An 18,940-nucleotide genomic window follows, 5' to 3' on the forward strand; every position below is an offset into this window, starting at 1 on the left:
GACAAGCCACGTTACTTACTTCTACTTTTCATTATCTATGTAAAATAGAATTGAGCACTTCCTGTACTTCCTCTACTTCGCCTTCTGGTACGACGATTTCGAACTGATTTTTGGATAAGGAGATACCCCGAACTTGTACGAGAAATCCTTCTTCCGTCAGCCTCTGTTTAATCCGCTCTGCAATCTTCGCGGTAGGAGCTATGTATATCACCGTCCACATGAAAAAAAAACCTCCTATGACGTGCAACTACATGGATTAGGGCAAGTTAGTAACGATGATCATTAACATCCTACATAAGCATAGGCGCACACAATGGAATAATGATATCATAATTTCTCTTTTGCCCGCAACAGAGCACGATCATTAAAAAAAGTGAAGTCTGAACTATTTGAGCTAGTCCAGACGTAATTTACTGCTATAATCAGGCGCATGCTCATTCTGATGAGCGATTCTGGCAGAAGCGGCTGCTGCTAAACCACAGATCAAATCATCCAGAAAAACATGCACAGAACTTCGATCATCATTCAATGTTCGGATAATACCCATTTTTTCCTTATCTAAATAGCCAAAGCTAGTTAAGCCAATCATCCCATATACATGAACAATGCCTAGGGCCAGAGTTTCATCGACGCCGAACAGAGGTTCATCCGCTTCAAGAATCGATTGCAAAGGCTCGGGTAACAGCTTTTTCTCTGCCAATTCATCAAGAGCAATGCCCGTATAAAGCGTATACTGCACTTCCCGCTTGGCGAGAACAGCCAGCACACTTTCGATACACTCTTCTTGCGAAAGTTGATCATTATAGGGCTTTTGCAGCTTGAACACAATTTCAGAGATTTGCTCTACCGTTACACCACGTCTTTGCAGCAACTGGATCATATGTTGTTCGGTCATAAGTCTCCTCCTACGCATGTAATAAGCCCCTGAAATGCCGGGTTCCTATTCATATGCGGAGGATGCAATCTTTATTTCACTCTGACCGAATCTTTACCCATGATGGTCTCAATCATACGGAACAAATCCTTCGAAGGATCGACCAAATATTGGTCGCTCAGGGCCAAGAGCTTGTTGCTGCTTTCGTAGAAAAGCGCAACCGCAAGCCCTCCCTTATGCAGCTTCAGCAGCGCCTTCAGCTGCAGCAGCTTATCCGGCTGCTCGCAGTCAGCCGAGATCTTGACGAACACCCGCTGCGCCTTCGGCTCCGCAGCGTTCCCGCGCGCCGGCTGCGCCGCAGCGCGGGACTCCTGGCGGCCCGTCACAGGGGGCGCCTGTGTTACAGCGGCGGCCCTGCGTGCGCCGCCTGAGACGGCAGCCGTGCGCGCAGGCGGATCGCTGACTACGTCAGCTGATCGCCTATGCGCCCCTGGCTGCCGGCGGAGCCGCTGGACGCCCGCAGGGTCGTCCAGCGCGACAAGCTGCTCCGCGAGCAGCTTGGGCGGGTCCTCGTCCTGAAGCTGCAGCTTCGCCCGGACGAGGACGAGTCTGCCCTTCTGCACGAGGGGAGCCGTATTCTTCCAGGTCTCGGGGAACAAGACTACCTCGACCTTATCGATGCGATCCTCCAGCTCCATGAACGCCATGGGCTGCCCCTTCTTGGTGACGATTGTCTTATTTGAGAGAATCATCCCCGCTACAAGAACCTCACTGTTATCTGGCAGCTCGGCTAACTGATGAAGCATAGCCGCTTCCATCTCCGCTAGTTGCTCCGTATAGGCATCAAGCGGATGTCCGGATATATACATGCCAAGAAGTTCCTTCTCGAGCTCCAATTGTTTACTTTGCGGCATCGGAGGAATGTTCGGAACCTCAACCTCCCAGTTCGGTTCTTCAACGAAGCCGAAGAGGTGAAGCTGCAGATCATCCCGTTCCTTGCGCCATTTGGTTGCAGAGGCGATGGTTTCATCGAGAATAGCCATCAGCTGAGCTCGATGCCCGCCTAGTGTGTCAAAAGCTCCACCTTGAATGAGCGATTCAATTACTCGCTTATTACATACGCGTAAATCAACACGTCTGCAGAAATCAAGCAAGCTCTCGAATGGTGACTGCTTCCGTTCATTAAGAATAGCATCAATCGCTTGAGTGCCTACATTTTTGATCGCAGCAAGTCCGAAACGAATCGCCCCGGCCGCAGGATCCGGTGTAAATACCGTTCCGCTGCCATTGACATCAGGCGGCAGCACAGCCAATTTCACCCGCCGGCATTCATCCACATATTCGGCTACCTTCCGATGATTCCCCATGACAGCCGTTAACATAGAGGCCATAAAATATATCGGATAGTGCGCTTTTAAATAAGCTGTTTGGAATGCCAGCACCCCATAAGCCGTTGCATGCGCACGCGGGAAACCATAGTCAGCAAAACGCACAATCATATCATACACATGATTAGCCTCATCGGCGTTAAAACCTTGACGCAAGCTGCCCGAAACGAAATGTGCCCGTTCTTCATCCAGCACTTCCCGCTTCTTCTTGGACACCGCTCGTCTTAACAAATCTGCTTCGCCTAAGCTGAAACCTGCCATTGATGAGGCAATTTGCATAATTTGCTCTTGGTAGACGATAATGCCGTACGTATCTCGAAGGATAGGTTCTAACGTGGGGTGCGGATAGACGACCTCCATCTGTCCGTGCTTTCCAAAAATATATTTAGGTATAAACTCCATCGGACCTGGACGGTACAAGGCCAGAACGGAAATAATATCTTCAAACACAGAGGGCTTCAAATCCTTCAAAACCTTGCGAACACCAGATGATTCCAGTTGGAAGACGCCCGTCGTTTCTCCCTTGCTAAGCATACCGTAGGTCAAGGCATCCTCATCCATGTCCAGTAAATCAAAGTTGAGGCGCACATCTTCCATTTGTGCAATCCAATCAACCGTACGTTCTATAATAGACAGCGTCCGCAAGCCAAGAAAATCCATTTTCAACAGTCCGATGGCCTCCAAATGCTCCATCGTATACTGGGTAAGAGCTGTCTGAGCCGTGCCTTCTTGGAGAGGGACATACTGCGTTAACGGTTCTCTCGAAATGACAACCCCTGCTGCATGCGTTGAAGCATGGCGCGGCATTCCTTCAACACGCATCGCCATTTCAAGCAATTCTGCCGTCTTAGGCTGTCTTGCGACCAGCCCCTTTAAATCAGAGCTAACCTGAAGTGCTTCCGATAAGGTCATACCTAGTTGATTCGGAATCGCCTTGGCCGCACGGTCAACATCCCCATAGGGTACATTTAATACGCGTCCGACATCCCTTACCGCGGCTTTGGCCGCCATCGTTCCGAAGGTAATAATTTGCGCGACATGCTCGTGACCATATTTGGCAACCACGTAGTCAATCACTTCATCCCGGCGTTCATCGCTAAAATCGATATCAATATCCGGCATCGTAATCCGCTCAGGGTTAAGAAAACGTTCAAACAGCAGCTTATATTTCAGTGGATCCACATTCGTAATGCGCAGTACATAAGCAACTAGACTTCCGGCAGAAGATCCCCTGCCCGGCCCGGTCATGATACTCTTTTCGTGCGCAAAACGAATAAAATCCCATACGATCAAGAAGTAATCGGAAAAACCCATTTTCTCAATGACGCTGAGCTCATAAGATAGACGATCTTCTGCTTGTTTCCGCAGCGGTGAATCCGCTGTATGCCACTCTGCTTTAGCAGAATAACGCTGCTCCAGCCCCTGCACACAGAGCTCTCGCAAATAATCTCCAGCTGTGAGGTGATTTGGAATCGGACGAAAGCTAGGCAAAATCGATTTACCGAACTCCAGTTCGAGTTCACAGCGTGAAGCTACAACGCTCGTATTCGTAAGCGCTTCGGGGACATGGACGAATAAACGTCTCATCTCCTCCTCGCTTTTCAAATACATCTGACTCGTCCCCATCTTAAGCCGATCTGTGTCCTCAACCGTTTTGCCAGTTCCAATGCAAATGAGAATGTCTTGCATCACGTGATCTGGTTCAGTCACATAGTGCACATCATTCGTGGCAATAAGCGGTATTCCGATTTCTTTGCTCAGCTCGATCATCGAAATCATCACTTTTTTCTGCTCAATCATCCCATGATCTTGAATTTCCAGAAAGAAGTCATCGCCGAAAATATCACGATAGCGCTCCGCCGCTTTTTTGGCCTCATCATGACGATTGTGAAGCAAATGCTGGGAAACCTCGCTGCCTAAGCAGGAGCTCAAACAAATAAGTCCCTCTGAATGCTTGGCTAAATGTTCCAAATCGATACGGGGTTTATAATGAAAGCCCTGTAAATGTCCGATTGAACAGAGCTTCATTAAATTTTGATAGCCTTGAAAATTTTTGGCAAGCAGGATGAGGTGATAAATCGGCTGTTCTTGTCTAGTCCCTTTATCGCGAATAGATCCCGCTGTGAAGTAGACTTCACAACCAATAATTGGTTTAATGCCTCGCTGTTTGCAGGCTTTGTAGAAGGCAATGGCCCCGTACATGACACCGTGATCCGTCAATGCCAGAGAGGTCATGCCAAGATTAGCTGCTTGCGAAACAAGCTCCTCCATACGTGCCGCACCGTCTAATAAACTGTATTCACTATGAACATGCAAGTGTACAAACGAACTCATCAGCATGTCCTCCCTTCTTTCATTTTATTCCTTATATTTTATCATATTGGTGCTAGGCATTCCCATACATTAAGTATAGAGAGTTTGTCCTCTTTAACTTAGCTGGAAAGGAAGCGATAAGGACATGTATGTCTTTTGGGCAAATATTATCGTGTATTTCTGTATTGCATTCGGGGTCGTATTTGGAGGCAGCATGTTAAGTGGAATAGCAGCCGTGCTCACGCTTCAATCACCGACGGAAAAAATGCTGACCATTTCAGAAAACATTAAAATCTGGGCCATGGTAGCTGCTGTTGGCGGCACGATTGACCCGATACGCTATATTGAAAGCCATGTAGCTATAGGGCATTTGAATCCTGCTATTAAGCAAATCGTGCTGATTATTGTTGCCTTTATAGGAGCTCAGATGGGCACTTCACTTATTCAAATGATCTGCAAAGGGGGCAATCAGCCTTGAGGATCCCTCCTTTTGCCCGATATCAACGTCTGCTTTCGAGCTTAGGACTGATGCTTTCGGGAGCTATCATTGGGAGCGCGGTCTATATGAGCATTCATCAATATAACTACACGCAACTATATGTGGAGATGCATAAATATTTGCAAGAAAATCGTGATTTACGTGCCGATATCGACAACTTAAACAAGACCAAAAATAAGCAATCCTTAATTAATATCGTCAACGTACATTTAGTTCCGAAAAATCAGGAAGAACTCATTAGTGAAGATATTCAGAAAGAAATCGAGAGCGATATTAAAAGCGAGCTCAAGCTCGTCATCGGTCAAAAAGCTACTTACGTAAAAGACGCTCAGCCTCTCTATGAGAAACTGATCACCCAAAAGACCTACATTCTGCATGATAAAAAATATATCGTTGAAGTGAAATCGATCGTGTTAATTCAGACTGAATTAACTGTATGGATTACAGCCCAGGAAAAACGAACATGAGGACTTGGCAAGATTTAAGCGAGATGTGATTGCAATCTCCTCCTAAAATCGCTAAAGTTAACAGTAAACTTGCTTAAAAGGACGGATTAACCACATGTTCGCGATTCAAATCACTTTATTCTCTCTTATTTGCCTGCTGCTTGCCTTATCCGTGTATTTCAGCTTTCGGGCACGCCGTGAAAAGGAGCCCGCCAAACGCGGTCTCTACTCGGCCCGCATGAATATTTGCATGGGTTTGATGCTCGTTCTGATTGCCATCACCCAAATCTTCTTCTTTAGTGAATCCAGCTTTCGCCGTATCTTCGGCACCGTGCTGGTCTTGCTAGGTCTGTTCAACTTATTCGCCGGCATTCGCAATCACGGGCACTTCGATCGCATGCTGCGTTAAATGACTTGAGCGGTTAGCATCGCTTTGGAAACCAAAGTCCCAGCATGATAAATTTCTACATCAATTTTGCCAAACTTACGGCTCACCTCAATGATGGTGGGTCGTATTTCTATTTTGGAGTCAATTTGCAGCGGTTTTAAGAAATAGGTCGACATATTGTCCATGACGAGATCCCCCTTCTTATGTTCCTGCACGATGCGATAGGCCGCTTGGGTCATCAGTGTTGTAAGAACACCTTCCGATACCGTCCCCAAATGATTCGTCATCTGTGGGGTAATAACGCCATGAAACTGAAGTGTCCCCTTCTCATCTCTGACTTCTTCCAGTCCGGACCAGATTAAATCCTCGAACGTTTCACCATTCTGCGGCTGCTTCTGAATATACTGCATGGCTTTCAGCACATCGCTGCGATTAAGCACGCCAAGTATTTTGCGGTTTGTATCTACGACTGGCAGCAGTTCAATGCCTTCCCACACCATCATGTGGGCCGCTGATGCTACCGAAGTTTGGGGCGTAACAGTAAGCGGACTGCGCGTCATAAGCTTATCTACCGTTTGTAGAGAATTAGCGCCCACCATATCCTTCGAGGTCACAACTCCAATAATTCGGTTCCACTCGTCTACGACAGGAAAACGGCTGTACCCTGTATCCTCTGACATGCGCTGCCAGTCCTTCAGTGTACTATTTGCCTTGAGGGCATATAGGGAAGCACCTGATGCCAGGATGTCCTCGACAAGCATAATCTTCTTCTTGATCAATCGATCGTATATGGCTCTATTAATCATGGAGGCAACTGTAAATGTATCGTAGCTGCTCGAAATAATCGGTAGTTCCAGTTCATCTGCAAGGACTTTCACCTCTGTACTGGTGTTAAATCCCCCCGTAATGAGCACTCCTGCGCCTTGTTCCAAAGCACAGATATGGGCACGGTTGCGGTTACCAACGATAAGAAGGCTGCCCGCCTCAATGTAGCGCATCATGGCATCCTGTTCCATCGCGCCGATAACGAACTTGTGCAGCGTCTTGTGGAGTCCCCGTGAGCCACCGAGAACTTGCCCATCGACCATGTTCACGACTTCAGCAAATGTGAGCTTATCAATGTTCTGCCGCAGTTTTTTCTCGACTCTTACGGTCCCGATTCGCTCTTTGGTCGAGACCAGACCTTGATTCTCGGCCTCCTTAATAGCTCGGTAAGCCGTTCCTTCACTGACTTCCATGTTCTTGGCAATTTTGCGAACGGAGATCCGGCTGCCAAGCTTCAAGCTTTCAATATAGCGCAAAATCTGTTCATGCTTCGTTAACGTATCCACGGATTGTGTGTCCAACTGTTACACCTCATTCGCTTGTTCCTGTATTACTCTGTACTACTAGTATAATCGTTCCAAAGCGCAAGAACAATGAAATCAGCTTTTTCTAAATAAAAAATCCAACCCTATTGGATTGGATACTTTATTTGTATTATAGCAAACATACGTTCGTTGTCAAAATGAAATCTCTTCTTCGCTACTTGCGAAACTGCAGAAGTTTCCGGCGACCTTGAACAAGCTGCTCCAACTGCCATTTTTTCATCCGATTGATGCGGCTCATCTCTTTGCGTTTCTCTTCATCCACACCAAGTATTTGATGCAAATGAGAGGCTGTCACAAGCAGGGCCATCACGATCCAGACGACGCTGAACACCATAGGCAGCGACCCTGCATCTCGGAACTCCAATTGGGGAATGGAGTAAAATAGCATGCCTAAAGTTAAGCTCATGTAGACGACATTTTTAAAGCCTTTCAAAATGATCACTCCTTTCGCTTTAGATAAACAAGAACCTATCTCATACTAATGTCATTGTATGAGACAAGTTCTTGTTATATGTTCAAAGCGAAAGATTAAGGCTTACTCAATCTCGAAACCCTGGGTGCTTAGGAAGGGTTTCATATGCTCTCGCGGCCGCTGTGCTTTGGCGGCCATATCCTTGGACCAGGTCGTATCGACTTTGCCGCCGGATCGAACCTTCATATAGTCGCGGATGCTCTCGTCGTACACGTCGACCGCTCCTTCGTTATCCGTATACCGATTCTCATGGTATACGGCTTCTCTCGGGAGCCGCGGCCGCTGCAGCGGCTCTTGATCCGGCATGCCGATGCACATGCCGAAGACCGGGTACACCAGCTGCGGTAAGCCCAGCAGCTGGGACACCTCAGCGGGCTTATTGCGCAGCCCGCCAATATACACTACGCCGAGTCCGAGTGATTCGGCGGCAATCGCTGCATTTTGTGCAGCTAATGCAGCATCTACCGTGGCAACGATGAAATTCTCAGCGTTGCCAGTTACCGGGGTGTCCCCGTGACGGTGGACAGCCTGCGCGTAGCGGTGCAAATCCGCGCACCACACTAGGAACAGCGGACACTCGCTGACGTAAGCTTGATTGCCGGCTAGTGCGGCAAGCTGGTTCTTCAGCCCGTCATCCGTAACGTGGATAACGCTATACGCTTGCATATTGCTGGATGTAGATGCCGCTTGAGCGGCTGCCAGAATAGCGTCCAGCTGTTCCGAGCTTACTGGCTCATTCGTAAACTTACGAATGGAGCGATGATTTTGCAATAAAGAAATGATTTCGTTCATTCTTCAACAACCTCTCTTCTATATGTAGAATATATTTAGAAAGTCTCCACCGATATGGTCGACAAACTGTCATAATCTGAGCAACCTCGACTTCACTGAACCAGACTGTCCAACAATCCGTCTCTGCAATTATCCTATACCCGGGAGGAATGTTCAAATAAATAACCGCTATTGCTTGCCAAAAGTGCGCATTTTCAGCTGAAAGCTCCGAAATCGACTTCTCAGCCTACCTACTCCAACTTCAACGCTCTTCCCGCTAACTTTAAGCTCTGTTACCGACCTTATCTCGATCTTCACTCGCCGAAAGCGCGTTTTCTGAGCCTATTCTCCTTCCCTGCATTTCTCTCCCCAGACGGCAACTAGAATGATATCAGGAGTATTTAACTCGTAGGAATCGTGCGACTATGAAGTAAATCAAAAAAAGACCTCTCAGCTGCCGACTACAGCGTGTGAGGTCTGGGTTGAAGGCTGAGAAGGACGTTTTCGACTTCTCAGCTGGTTTTCGATGGCGCGTGCTTCGCCAGATCGTTAAAAAAGGGGTAAGCTTCGCTTACCCCTTACCCAAAACATATAAATTCTTATCTATTTTTTTAAAAAAAAGACCCAACCAACTGGGTCCTCATCTCTATCATATCGACAACACTTTTCTTACTTTTCTATATAACAGCGTGAGTACCCACGGTATCGCAACAATCAGCACTAAAACGATCCCATTATACACGTTAAAAAGTAAAATCGAGCCAGGCATATTTACTTTATATTTCCATAGTGATAACAACGCTGGATGCATCAAGTAGACACCAAATGACACCGAGCCTAGCGAGACGAAGAAGCTTGCCACTCTGCTTGATTTTTGGAGAAGCCATTTCGCGATCCAGATAAAGCTTACACCAATGCTAATGCTATAGAGCAGCCATAAAATTTCGTACCACGTATTTTCAAACTTATATCCTTTTAGTCCCAATAAGTAAAGCATCACATAGGCCAAACCACTGAGGAGTGCAGCTGGCAGCACCCAACCTTTGTTCCGCTCCATCCAAGAACGAAAGACTCCATAGTTCATGCCAATTGCACCACCCACAAGGAAATAGCCGAAGTACGTTATGCACAGCTCTGGTTTATGACTAATCGTACCGAACCAGTGGCTGTAAATGTAAACGCCCGCTTGAATGGCTAGTCCCCAAAGTGCCAGCGTACGGCGAAACCATGGCGCATTTCTAACAGCCCAAACTAGCAGCGGAAACAGCAAGTAGAACTGTACGATAATAATCATGAAATATAAGTGATAACCGGAATCTGCCCATTTTAACTGTTCCAGAAAAACACGTAGATCAACCTTAATGGGGTGCCCCGGCGTCCAAAGCCAAGGATTATATATATAGTAGAAGAAGGACCAAACGATATAAGGAACTAACACTTGACGGACACGTTTCCAGTAGAAAATGCCAGCCTGTTTCGCACTCCAATTATCCGTATAAATATAGAACAATACAATGCCACTCATGAAAATAAAAACTGGAACGGCGAAATAGCTTATTTTGTTTAAAAATAAAATGATTAGCTCTGTGCTGCTCCCTTTCAAAGCCGGATCCACTGTCCAGTCCGCGGTAACATGAATCAGAACGACTGCAAGGATTGCGAAGGCTCTAACGATATCGAGCTCCGTGATTTTTGCTTTTGCCATAACGGTTTCAAGTCCTCTTTTCCTAATAAATACCCTTTTACTATAGACAGTTTCGAGATTTTTCGCAACATTGAGCCTAGCAAAAAGTTATTCTCCTCTTAGATTGTTTACTAAAAAAAGAGTGTAGCCCAGGAGTAGACTTCTAGACGAATAGACCACTAGACTTCTCTACGAGGGATACACTCTTTTTTATTTCAACATGGCTTCTAACGGCTCAGCAATAATCCGCTGCACATCTTCCAGTACGATCGACAATCGGCGCTCCGCGTCGAATAATTGGCTAATACGTGGATTGAGCGCGAGCTCCTCATATAACTTCTGCAATTGTTCCATATCCTCTTGCGGCGGCATGTCGCCTCCTGCCATTTTCTGCTGCAGCTCATTTTGACGATTGCGAAAAGCTTCCAACAAGCTCTTACTGGATGCATCGCCGTTAATGATGGAGCGGAACTCCTTCATATCCTTATATTCGCTGCTTTCCTTAATTGCTTTTGCCAATTCGTAAGCCTTATCATGTACATTCATTTTATTTCCTCCTCATTTTTCATTTGTTACGGCCTATGTACTTTCTCAACGAATAAAAGGGCACTTTCGGACAGATGCCTAGGCACCAAGGGAAATATGTCCTCATATGATGGAGTAGTTTACTTTGCTTAAGCAGCAATGCCATTTTTGACCACATAAGAAAGATTAAGTTTTCGGTTAACGAAAACAGCTTTCTTATTGGCGATAAAAACTACCTTTAAACGCGGTCGATCATCCATGAATGGCCTCGATAGGGGTTTTCTCATGCTGGAAGGAGTGTTCGCTATTGACCCGGACGAAAGTTGGAATATCCATTCAAGGCACCAGCATCTATTTGGATGATCGGACCGTTGTTCTAAGTGAAGCCATTGCAAAAAAATGGAAAGTTCCGTCCAATCAAACGATTACTATGCGATTTGGCTCTGCCCAGCAGGATGTCAAAGTTGTTACCGCCTCAACGTCGAACAGTTTACGTGTAAACCCTGCTCTCGCTTCCAAAATCGGTCTTCATCATGGGGCTCAACTCAATCTCCATTATAGGCAAAACACAAGCACCTTGTCGATCGGACCCTTGATTGGTGTAATGATTAGCCGGGTTTATGCTGGCTCAAATGATCGTCCATTCGGTGCTATCACCGCTTTTTGTAAAGAAATGACGGATGCGTGTGACCTTTTTGGGGCTATTGTGTGCTTTTTTCCTCCTGATGAAATGCGTGCCAATGCCCAAACTCTATCCGCGTATTCGTATTCCAATGGTTCCTGGAGCAAAAAAACGTTTCCGATTCCCAATGTCATCTATAATCGACTTACCTCGCGCAAATACGAAAACATGACCAATGTTCAACAATTCATGAAAGACGTCAAAGCTCGCCATGCCACTGACATCTTTAATGAGAAATATTTGAACAAAACGGAAGTATTCGAGGCCTTGCGCAAAGATAACACTCTCCATGGATATTTACCCGAATCCTACCTCTTCAAAAACTATCAGATGTTGAAATCCATGGCCGCACGCCATCCGGTCTTATTCCTTAAACCGATTACCGGAAGTTTAGGTAAAGGAATCATTCGCATTCGCAAGGAAGCAGGAGATGGCTTTACCTGTCATTTTACGAACCTCGCTGGGGCTCGCAAACAATCTTTCTCCTCGCTAACCGCTGTGTTCCAGACCTTATCCGGCAAGCTCAAGACACAACGTTATCAATTACAACAAGGACTCGATCTCATTACTTCAGACGGTAACCCCGTTGATTTCCGAGCGCTTGTACAGCGGGGAGCCCAAGGGCAATGGGCCATAACGTCGATTGTTGGCCGAATTGCAGGAACGCAGCATTTTGTCTCTAACCTGGCTCGTGGCGGCAGTCTTACGACCGCGGCTGGAGCACTTGCTAAGTCTTCATTTTCGTCAGCTACACGTGTCTCAGTCTTGGGACGATTGCGCAAGGCTTCTCTAGACATCGCCAAAGGGATCGAAACACAAATCCCAAATCATTTTGGAGAGTTAGGAATCGACCTTGCTGTAGATAAAATGGGCAAAGTTTGGTTGCTCGAAGTGAACTCCAAACCGTCCAAGGATGATAATACCCCTCTTAACATTGAAAAGAAAATTAGACCGTCTGTGAAACAAATCGTGCAATATTCGCGCTTTTTAGCGAAGTTCTGAGGTGAAAACATGCGGTTAAGCGCAACTCGTCCCTTGTTAGGGATAATGGTTACGGAACAGAATCGAAGGCTGCCTTTTGCAAGTTCGGACTTTTATGAGCATCTCATTTCTTATGGTGATAGCGAGGGCCTAGATGTGTTCGTGTTCTCACCGAATCGTATCGATTGGAAGCAGAATATGGTGAGAGGTTACAGCTACCTGAGTCAGACGCAAGAGTGGGTCATGAAGCTCTTCCCTCTGCCTTCACTGATCTATGATCGATGCTTCTTTAGCAGTAAACACAGCTATAGGCAGTACCGTTACCATGTTGGCAAGCTGCGTGCGAAACCCCATATTCGTTTTCTCGGTTATGGTTTGAGCGGAAAGTGGGAAGTGGGTCAGATCCTACAGAAAGACAGCGCTTTGCACCTTTATTTGCCTGAAACGAGCATGCTATCAAGTGGCACCGAACTGAGAAAATGGCTTCGTACTAGGAGCGACGTTTTCCTCAAACCACAGGGTGGCAGCCAGGGCAGGGGTGCATTGCACATTCACAAGCTAAGCACAATGGACGATAACAACTCTTTTCATATAAAAGGGCGCGATGCCCATAATCACCCCATAGAGCGTGATTTTAAAGACTTTGATTCGTGCTGGGTTTGGCTTCGCAACCTGATTGGTATGCGACCCTATCTGATACAAGAATACCTAACTCTACATTCAACCGAGGGAATGGCATACGATGTGCGCTCCCTCGTGCAAAAAAACGGCCGTGGGTTATGGGAGAGTACCGGCATGGCCGTACGTATTGGCAAACCTGGAAGCATCACCTCTAATCTACATGGCGGAGGCACTGCTAAAGAGGTGACCTCGTTCCTTACCAAGGAGTTTGGTGACTCGAAGGCAAATGAGCTTATAGCCACACTCGCCATGCTTTCAAGCCGAATTCCTCCTTTTCTGGAAGCTCATCACGGGCGGCTGGCTGAGCTTGGTATTGATCTAGGGATTGATACCTGTGGTCGCGTGTGGATTCTTGAAGTGAACTCGAAGCCGGGCAGGACGATTTTCGCACGAATGCGTAACGAGAAAGCACGCACGAAATCCATTGCAAACCCCATACATTATGCTGGATTCTTACTCCACAAAAAGCTGAGTTAAGCTTGGCTTTGCTGGTATGTGCCAAAGTAGGCAGATGGTCATATCTGCTTGTTTTGACACGGAAAGCCCCGTAGGGCAACAAGTTTAGGAGGGTAACCTAATGAGTTTGACAACGTGTATGCTCCACGCCGTACAACGAACAGATAGATCGGTCTACTTAACAAGTGAACTCGTCAAAGCTTTACGGTTAACCGGCAATAAATCGATAACTGTAAAGGTTGGCAGTAAAAAAGCGACCCTACCGATCCGTCTGATCAAAAAAAGTGGTCAGCATATGTACATTCCGTTTTCCCTGATGGCCTCCTTGCGCATTCCTCGAACAGGGAGTGTGTTCGTAGCCAATAGCAATAATAAAGAACTTCGCATCGGCCCACTCATTGGTATCTTAACCAACGTAGTGAGTGGTACATCTCCATTTGGTACAAAAACTGGATTCATTCGCCAAATTATGAGTACAGCCTCAACGAAGTCTTTCGCTTTCGCATTCAGCCCCAGCAGCGTAAATTGGGTTCAAGAAACGGTTACAGGCATTATTCCGAAAGAAGGCGGAGGCTGGGTACGCAAAACATTCCCATTGCCTGATGTAGTCTATAATCGGCTGTCCAGCCGCAAAGCGGAGAAATCAGCAGGTATGGAAGGCTTTAAGGACCGTTTTGTTCGAAGAGGGATTCCCCTCTTTAACTGGAGCTTCTTTGATAAATGGGACGTTTACAAAATGTTAGATGGCGATGATGCTTTCCGCTTCGTCCCAGAATCCCGGATCAATCCTTCTGCGGATCAAATTAAGGAAATGCTTGATAAACACAAATTCATTTACTTAAAACCAACGGCAGGCTCCCTAGGCATCGGTATTTTCCGTGTGACTTATAACCCTAAGCGTGGTTACTTCGTTCGCTATCGCAAAGCTGGTAAAAATGTTCTCATTCGTTATGGGAAATTCGATGGTTTGATGCAAATGCTTGGAACTGGGCGTGGTCGCCTAACGAACTACGTAGCACAGCAAGGGATCCGTCTCATTGAAATCGATAGCTGTCCGATAGATTTCCGCTTCCATTTGACGAAGAATGGTAATAACAATTGGGTTGTAGCTGCGATCGGGGCGAAAAAATCTGGTAAAGGCAGTGTTACCACCCATATCCGCAATGGCGGTCAATTGATGACACCAGAACAGGTACTACGTCAAATCTACGGCTCTCGCGCGGAGCAAGTGCTCACCAATGCCAAAGAAACGGCTATTAAGCTCGCCGAGGGCATCGAGAATAACTATAACCATTTACTTGGAGAACTCGGATTTGATATCGGTATTGATCAAAGTGAGAAAATCTGGATGTTCGAAGCAAATGCCAAACCGGGGAGATCCATTTTCAAGCATCCCTCTTTGAAAGAAGGCGACGTCGCTACTTTACAAAATATTTACGAGCACTGCCTCTTTTTGAGTCGCTTCCGCTCTAGGAGGGAAAGCTAATGGGCTTCTTCCTGCATGAGATAAGACAAAAGCCTACTCTTGCCATTCTCACCGTTAAGGATAGTAAGCGTGTATTTCGCGGCAATCTGGATAATTTCAGGGATTTAATTCAAACTGGCGAACGACTTGGTGTTGATGTATACATCGTAACTACGAAGGACTTCACCTTATCCAGCCCCGAAATATATGGCTTTCGCTTTAATACCGAAACCAAAAAATGGAGCAGGGAACTCGTTCCCGCTCCACAAGTCGTATACAATCGTATTCCCTATCGTAAGATGGAAATGAAGCCAGAGGTCCAGCAAACCATTCAAGCATGCAATCGCAGCGCCAGCATTCATTTATTCAATCCTTCCTTCTTCAACAAATGGACCTTGTTCGGATGGTTAAATAGTGCCAAAGAAAGTAAACCTTATATGCCCGATACACAGCAATTAAACTCGGCAAATGATTTAACTCAGCTATTGCGTAAACATGCCGTTCTCTACTTAAAACCAGTAAAAGGTAAAGCTGGGAGAGGCATTATGCGCATTGATCGATTAACGACTGCAAATGGCCGTCGTAATTATCGGCTGAGCCGCCAAGAAGATAAGAAGATGGCTTATAGTTACCACAATTCCACTGATGAGCTGTGGAATGAATGGAATAAACATCGTGGTACCCATGACTATATCGTGCAGCAAGGTATCGCTTTAACGAGATACAAAGAGCGCGCTTACGATTTACGTGCTTTAGTCCAGAAGACGTCCAAAGGTGCCTGGAGTGTATCCGGTATTGGAGCTCGTGTAGCGGGTAGAGCTAGCATCACGACACATGTACCTCGCGGCGGATCAATTGACGAGCCACGCAAACTGCTTACATCTGCGTTTGGTGCCACGAAAGCCAAAAATATTTTGGCGCGAGTTCGCAAAGCTGCTGTTACCCTCGCTGCGCAAATTGAGAGGTCATCCGGCAATCAACTTGGCGAAATGTCTATGGATATTGGTGTCGATACCGGAGGACACATCTGGTTCTTCGAAGCTAATTCGAAACCAATGAAATTCGATGAACCCAAAATTCGTCAAAAATCACTTGAACGCATTATCCTTTACAGCCTTTACTTGATCAATAATGGGAGAAGAAGGTGATTATGCTTGTCTTCGAAACGACTAGGCGTACTCGCTATCTATTTAAGTAAAACTCGACTCGAAGAGCTTTCTTACTTTCAGCGGCTAAGCAGGGAAGGAAAGAAACTTGGTGTTCAAGTTGAGGTATTTACCCCGGATGACGTCGAAGGTGACAACGCCGTTCGCACGCTGACGTATGATTCCGGTCTGGGGAAATGGATTCGCAGGCGGACTTCCTTTCCCCCTATTATTTATGATCGCTGCCGATATAAAGCTGCGGCAAATTATCAGATGCTCAAAGCATTTCGTAATCAACATGCCAAGCTTACCTATTTAAGTAAACCTTTAGCTAACAAATGGTCGATGCATCAAACCCTTTCAGAGAATGAGAGCATTCGCCCCTATTTGCCTGCTACAGTACGATATAGCTCCGTGCAGGAGCTGCTGAAGGTTCTAAAGAAGCATAAGCTAATCTATGTCAAACCGAAGAATGGCACGGGTGGAAGAGGAATATTACGAATTGAACAGCTAGGTTCTGATCTTTATCTATTACAAGGAAGGAATCAACAGCGAACCATCATCGCTCCATTCCGCGCCACGGAAAAACAGCTTGCCATTAAACTGCATACCCTGAAATTGAGCCCAGATTATGTGATACAGCAAGGAATCCAGTTAACACTGAGGGATGGCCGTGTGCATGATTATCGTTTGCTAATTCAGAAAAATGGCCGTGGTGAGTGGGAAGTAACCGGTTGTGCGGGCCGAATTGGTCCTCAACGCAGCATCACTTCGAATCTTCATGGCGGCGGTAGTGCAGTAACTCAGGATAAATTGTTAGCCTACCGTTTTTCTTCCGAAGAAAAAATGGAGGCAATTAAGAAAGAGATGAACAGCTTCGCATATAAGCTCGCTGACTATTTGGAAAGTAAATTCGGGAAGTTGTGCGAGTTGGGCATGGATATTGCGGTAGATCCCAAAGGAAATGTTTGGCTGCTTGAAGTCAATCCTAAGCCATCACGAGAAGTTTTTCGCAAAATTGGCCAACATTCGATCTATCAGAAGGCGGTTACAAGGCCACTTGAATATGCTGTCTATATGATGAAACAAAAGAAAATAAAAATAGAAGAACAGAAAACGGAAGACAAAAAGATCGAATCATAATGCAAGCAATCGGAAGCGTCAGCTAAAGACTAGCCAGCTTCCGGCCTACATATGCTGAAGATGTCCCAATGTTTGAACAAAAATTTGCTCAATATGGTCATCGTCTAGCGAATAAAAGACCGTTTTCCCCACTTTACGTCTTTTGACAATGTGCAAATCCCGCAAGTAGCGGAGCTGATGTGAAACGGCCGACTGCCCCATCGCAAGAAGCGTTGCAAGATCATGCACGCATAGCTCCCTATGCTGCAAGTAATAGATCATTTTAACCCTTGTCGGATCGCCTAAGGCTTTGAATACCTCCGCAATCCCTACCGCCTGCTCCTCCGTTATTTGAGGTTCCTGCATAAGCTGTTCCGAACCAACACCTGTACAAGTACATGTGTCCTCACCTTCACTTGCTTCTATCCCTATTTTTTCCATGATCATCCCTCCTTAGAATTTTACTTTAGCTATACTTTTAGTTCCGGATGGGCGTTAGTCGAGTTTTCAATTTGAATAGTAGCATGAGTGATTTGAAATCTTTCCTCTATTTGATGAATAGCTTTTTGGAGGACTACCTGACTATCACGATCATCGGCAATGAGTAAATGGCAGCTCAGAGAATCGAGGCCTGAAGTAATCGTCCAAATATGTAAATCATGTACATTGATAACACCATCTATGCTCTCCAGCACGTGTTTGACATCCCCATAAGAAACAGAGGCAGGAGTTCCCTCCATCAATATATGAATCGTCGATTTCAGGACGGTCCAAGCCCCCTTAAGAATAAGTAAAGACACAATAATACTAATGATTGGATCAGCCGCATACCAACCGAAGACCAGCATAGCCCCACCGGCTAAGATTGCTCCCACAGACCCCAAAGCATCACCTAGAATATGCAGATAAGCGCTGCGCAGATTGAGATTGCCATGCACATCCCCTTTACGCATAAGTGCCCAAGCACTAAGTAAATTCGCCATTAAACCGACGCATGCAATGAGCATCATCGAACCACTGGCGACAGTAGGAGGATTCATAAATCGCCCAACTGCTTCCCAGATAATGAGCCCTGCTATCACAAATAGTGTGACAGCGTTGAATAGAGCCGCTAGGATTTCAATTCTATGAAAGCCATAGGATTTATGAGCTGATGATGGCTTGGCTGCGAACCAAAGGGCGGTGAGACTTAAAACAAGAGAGCCTGCATCGCTTAACATATGGCCTGAATCCGAGAGCAGCGCCAGACTATTGGTCCATAGTCCACCTACAAACTCTAAAATCATGATGCTCGCTGTTATACATAGCGCAATAAGGAGTCCCTGTTTATTTCCGCTGTGGCCATGGTGGTGATGTCCATGATGATGTCCATGGTGAGCGTGATCGTGTCCTTGATGACCCACATGACCGCTGCAATTAGAGTGATCTTTGTGTTGATGTGACTGTACTTCAGACTCATGATGCTGCATGGAATTCCCTCCCTGACTCTAAATCCTTTTGAATGGAGTGCTGCCATTTGCTTTATATATGGCTTCACTATATATGAGCATATACTCATATATACATAATAGTAAGTTAAACAGACTGATGTCAATATCGTTTCTTCCAAAAAAAGAAAGATCGATTCATTTGCTCACTTTCACATGAGCCTGAATCGATCTAACCAAATATTGGAACC

General features: G+C 46.0%; 18 protein-coding genes. 8 read left to right on the plus strand and 10 right to left on the minus strand.

Translation table 11 applies throughout. The features are described 5' to 3' along the window. Positions 1 to 31: 31 nt before the first annotated feature. The 3 genes from QFZ81_RS26455 to QFZ81_RS26465 form a co-directional block, all read right to left on the minus strand. Positions 32 to 220 carry a hypothetical protein gene (locus QFZ81_RS26455; RefSeq protein WP_029197080.1) on the minus strand — a complete coding sequence of 63 codons (189 nt, stop codon included), beginning with the start codon at positions 218 to 220 and terminating at the stop codon, positions 32 to 34. A gap of 174 nt (positions 221 to 394) precedes the next feature. Next, positions 395 to 895, minus strand: coding sequence for a phosphatidylglycerophosphatase A family protein (locus QFZ81_RS26460; RefSeq protein ID WP_057307279.1), 501 nt, complete (start codon positions 893 to 895; stop codon positions 395 to 397). Positions 896 to 966: 71 nt separating this feature from the next. Continuing rightward, positions 967 to 4,596 carry a DNA polymerase III subunit alpha gene (locus QFZ81_RS26465; RefSeq protein ID WP_307605374.1) on the minus strand — a complete coding sequence of 1,210 codons (3,630 nt, stop codon included), beginning with the start codon at positions 4,594 to 4,596 and terminating at the stop codon, positions 967 to 969. A gap of 124 nt (positions 4,597 to 4,720) precedes the next feature. Between QFZ81_RS26465 and QFZ81_RS26470 the strand changes: the two genes are divergently transcribed. The 3 genes from QFZ81_RS26470 (at position 4,721) to QFZ81_RS26480 (ending at position 5,929) form a co-directional block, all read left to right on the plus strand. Beyond that, a complete protein-coding gene (locus QFZ81_RS26470; RefSeq protein WP_307439973.1) occupies positions 4,721 to 5,053 on the plus strand; it encodes a YtrH family sporulation protein in 333 nt (110 codons plus the stop codon). A gap of 86 nt (positions 5,054 to 5,139) precedes the next feature. Further along, entirely contained in the window at positions 5,140 to 5,541 is a 402-nt protein-coding gene (locus tag QFZ81_RS26475; protein ID WP_307439971.1) for a sporulation membrane protein YtrI, read from the plus strand. 94 nt (positions 5,542 to 5,635) lie between these two features. Beyond that, the gene (locus QFZ81_RS26480; protein ID WP_261302100.1) at positions 5,636 to 5,929 is read left to right on the plus strand and encodes a YtpI family protein; all 294 of its coding nucleotides are present in this window, start codon (positions 5,636 to 5,638) and stop codon (positions 5,927 to 5,929) included. On the opposite strand, the gene QFZ81_RS26485 is transcribed toward QFZ81_RS26480, so the two are convergent. From QFZ81_RS26485 to QFZ81_RS26505, 5 genes are all read right to left on the minus strand, one after another. Beyond that, positions 5,926 to 7,254 (minus strand): DRTGG domain-containing protein, encoded by a 1,329-nt coding sequence (locus tag QFZ81_RS26485; protein ID WP_056834429.1) that lies wholly within the window; start codon positions 7,252 to 7,254, stop codon positions 5,926 to 5,928. The genes QFZ81_RS26480 and QFZ81_RS26485 overlap by 4 nt on opposite strands. 178 nt (positions 7,255 to 7,432) lie before the next feature. Continuing rightward, on the minus strand, positions 7,433 to 7,711 hold the full coding sequence (locus QFZ81_RS26490) for a hypothetical protein (RefSeq protein WP_373463721.1): 279 nt from the start codon (positions 7,709 to 7,711) through the stop codon (positions 7,433 to 7,435). Positions 7,712 to 7,813: 102 nt separating this feature from the next. Further along, complete coding sequence (gene nfsA, locus QFZ81_RS26495) at positions 7,814 to 8,542, minus strand: oxygen-insensitive NADPH nitroreductase (RefSeq protein ID WP_307439963.1); 729 nt, start codon at positions 8,540 to 8,542, stop codon at positions 7,814 to 7,816. A gap of 628 nt (positions 8,543 to 9,170) precedes the next feature. After that, complete coding sequence (locus QFZ81_RS26500; RefSeq protein WP_307439961.1) at positions 9,171 to 10,226, minus strand: acyltransferase; 1,056 nt, start codon at positions 10,224 to 10,226, stop codon at positions 9,171 to 9,173. Positions 10,227 to 10,415: 189 nt separating this feature from the next. After that, entirely contained in the window at positions 10,416 to 10,751 is a 336-nt protein-coding gene (locus QFZ81_RS26505; RefSeq protein WP_307439959.1) for a YlbF family regulator, read from the minus strand. A 286-nt stretch (positions 10,752 to 11,037) separates the two neighbouring features. Between QFZ81_RS26505 and QFZ81_RS26510 the strand changes: the two genes are divergently transcribed. The 5 genes from QFZ81_RS26510 (at position 11,038) to QFZ81_RS26530 (ending at position 17,283) form a co-directional block, all read left to right on the plus strand. Next, positions 11,038 to 12,414 carry a YheC/YheD family endospore coat-associated protein gene (locus QFZ81_RS26510; RefSeq protein ID WP_307439957.1) on the plus strand — a complete coding sequence of 459 codons (1,377 nt, stop codon included), beginning with the start codon at positions 11,038 to 11,040 and terminating at the stop codon, positions 12,412 to 12,414. 9 nt (positions 12,415 to 12,423) lie between these two features. Then, positions 12,424 to 13,551, plus strand: coding sequence for a YheC/YheD family endospore coat-associated protein (locus tag QFZ81_RS26515; protein WP_307439956.1), 1,128 nt, complete (start codon positions 12,424 to 12,426; stop codon positions 13,549 to 13,551). Between the two features lie 100 nt (positions 13,552 to 13,651). Then, complete coding sequence (locus tag QFZ81_RS26520; RefSeq protein WP_307439953.1) at positions 13,652 to 15,016, plus strand: YheC/YheD family endospore coat-associated protein; 1,365 nt, start codon at positions 13,652 to 13,654, stop codon at positions 15,014 to 15,016. After that, the gene (locus QFZ81_RS26525; protein WP_307439951.1) at positions 15,016 to 16,143 is read left to right on the plus strand and encodes a YheC/YheD family endospore coat-associated protein; all 1,128 of its coding nucleotides are present in this window, start codon (positions 15,016 to 15,018) and stop codon (positions 16,141 to 16,143) included. Before QFZ81_RS26520 ends, QFZ81_RS26525 begins: the two co-directional genes overlap by 1 nt. A 6-nt stretch (positions 16,144 to 16,149) precedes the next feature. Further along, on the plus strand, positions 16,150 to 17,283 hold the full coding sequence (locus QFZ81_RS26530; RefSeq protein WP_307439949.1) for a YheC/YheD family endospore coat-associated protein: 1,134 nt from the start codon (positions 16,150 to 16,152) through the stop codon (positions 17,281 to 17,283). A gap of 45 nt (positions 17,284 to 17,328) precedes the next feature. Here the strand turns inward: QFZ81_RS26530 and QFZ81_RS26535 are convergent, their stop codons facing one another. Then, positions 17,329 to 17,703 carry an ArsR/SmtB family transcription factor gene (locus tag QFZ81_RS26535; protein WP_373462591.1) on the minus strand — a complete coding sequence of 125 codons (375 nt, stop codon included), beginning with the start codon at positions 17,701 to 17,703 and terminating at the stop codon, positions 17,329 to 17,331. A 29-nt stretch (positions 17,704 to 17,732) separates the two neighbouring features. Further along, positions 17,733 to 18,731 (minus strand): cation diffusion facilitator family transporter, encoded by a 999-nt coding sequence (locus QFZ81_RS26540; RefSeq protein WP_307605375.1) that lies wholly within the window; start codon positions 18,729 to 18,731, stop codon positions 17,733 to 17,735. Positions 18,732 to 18,940: the final 209 nt, after the last annotated feature.

The sequence above is a fragment of the Paenibacillus sp. V4I9 genome (assembly GCF_030817295.1).
Classification (GTDB): Bacteria; Bacillota; Bacilli; order Paenibacillales; family NBRC-103111; genus Paenibacillus_E.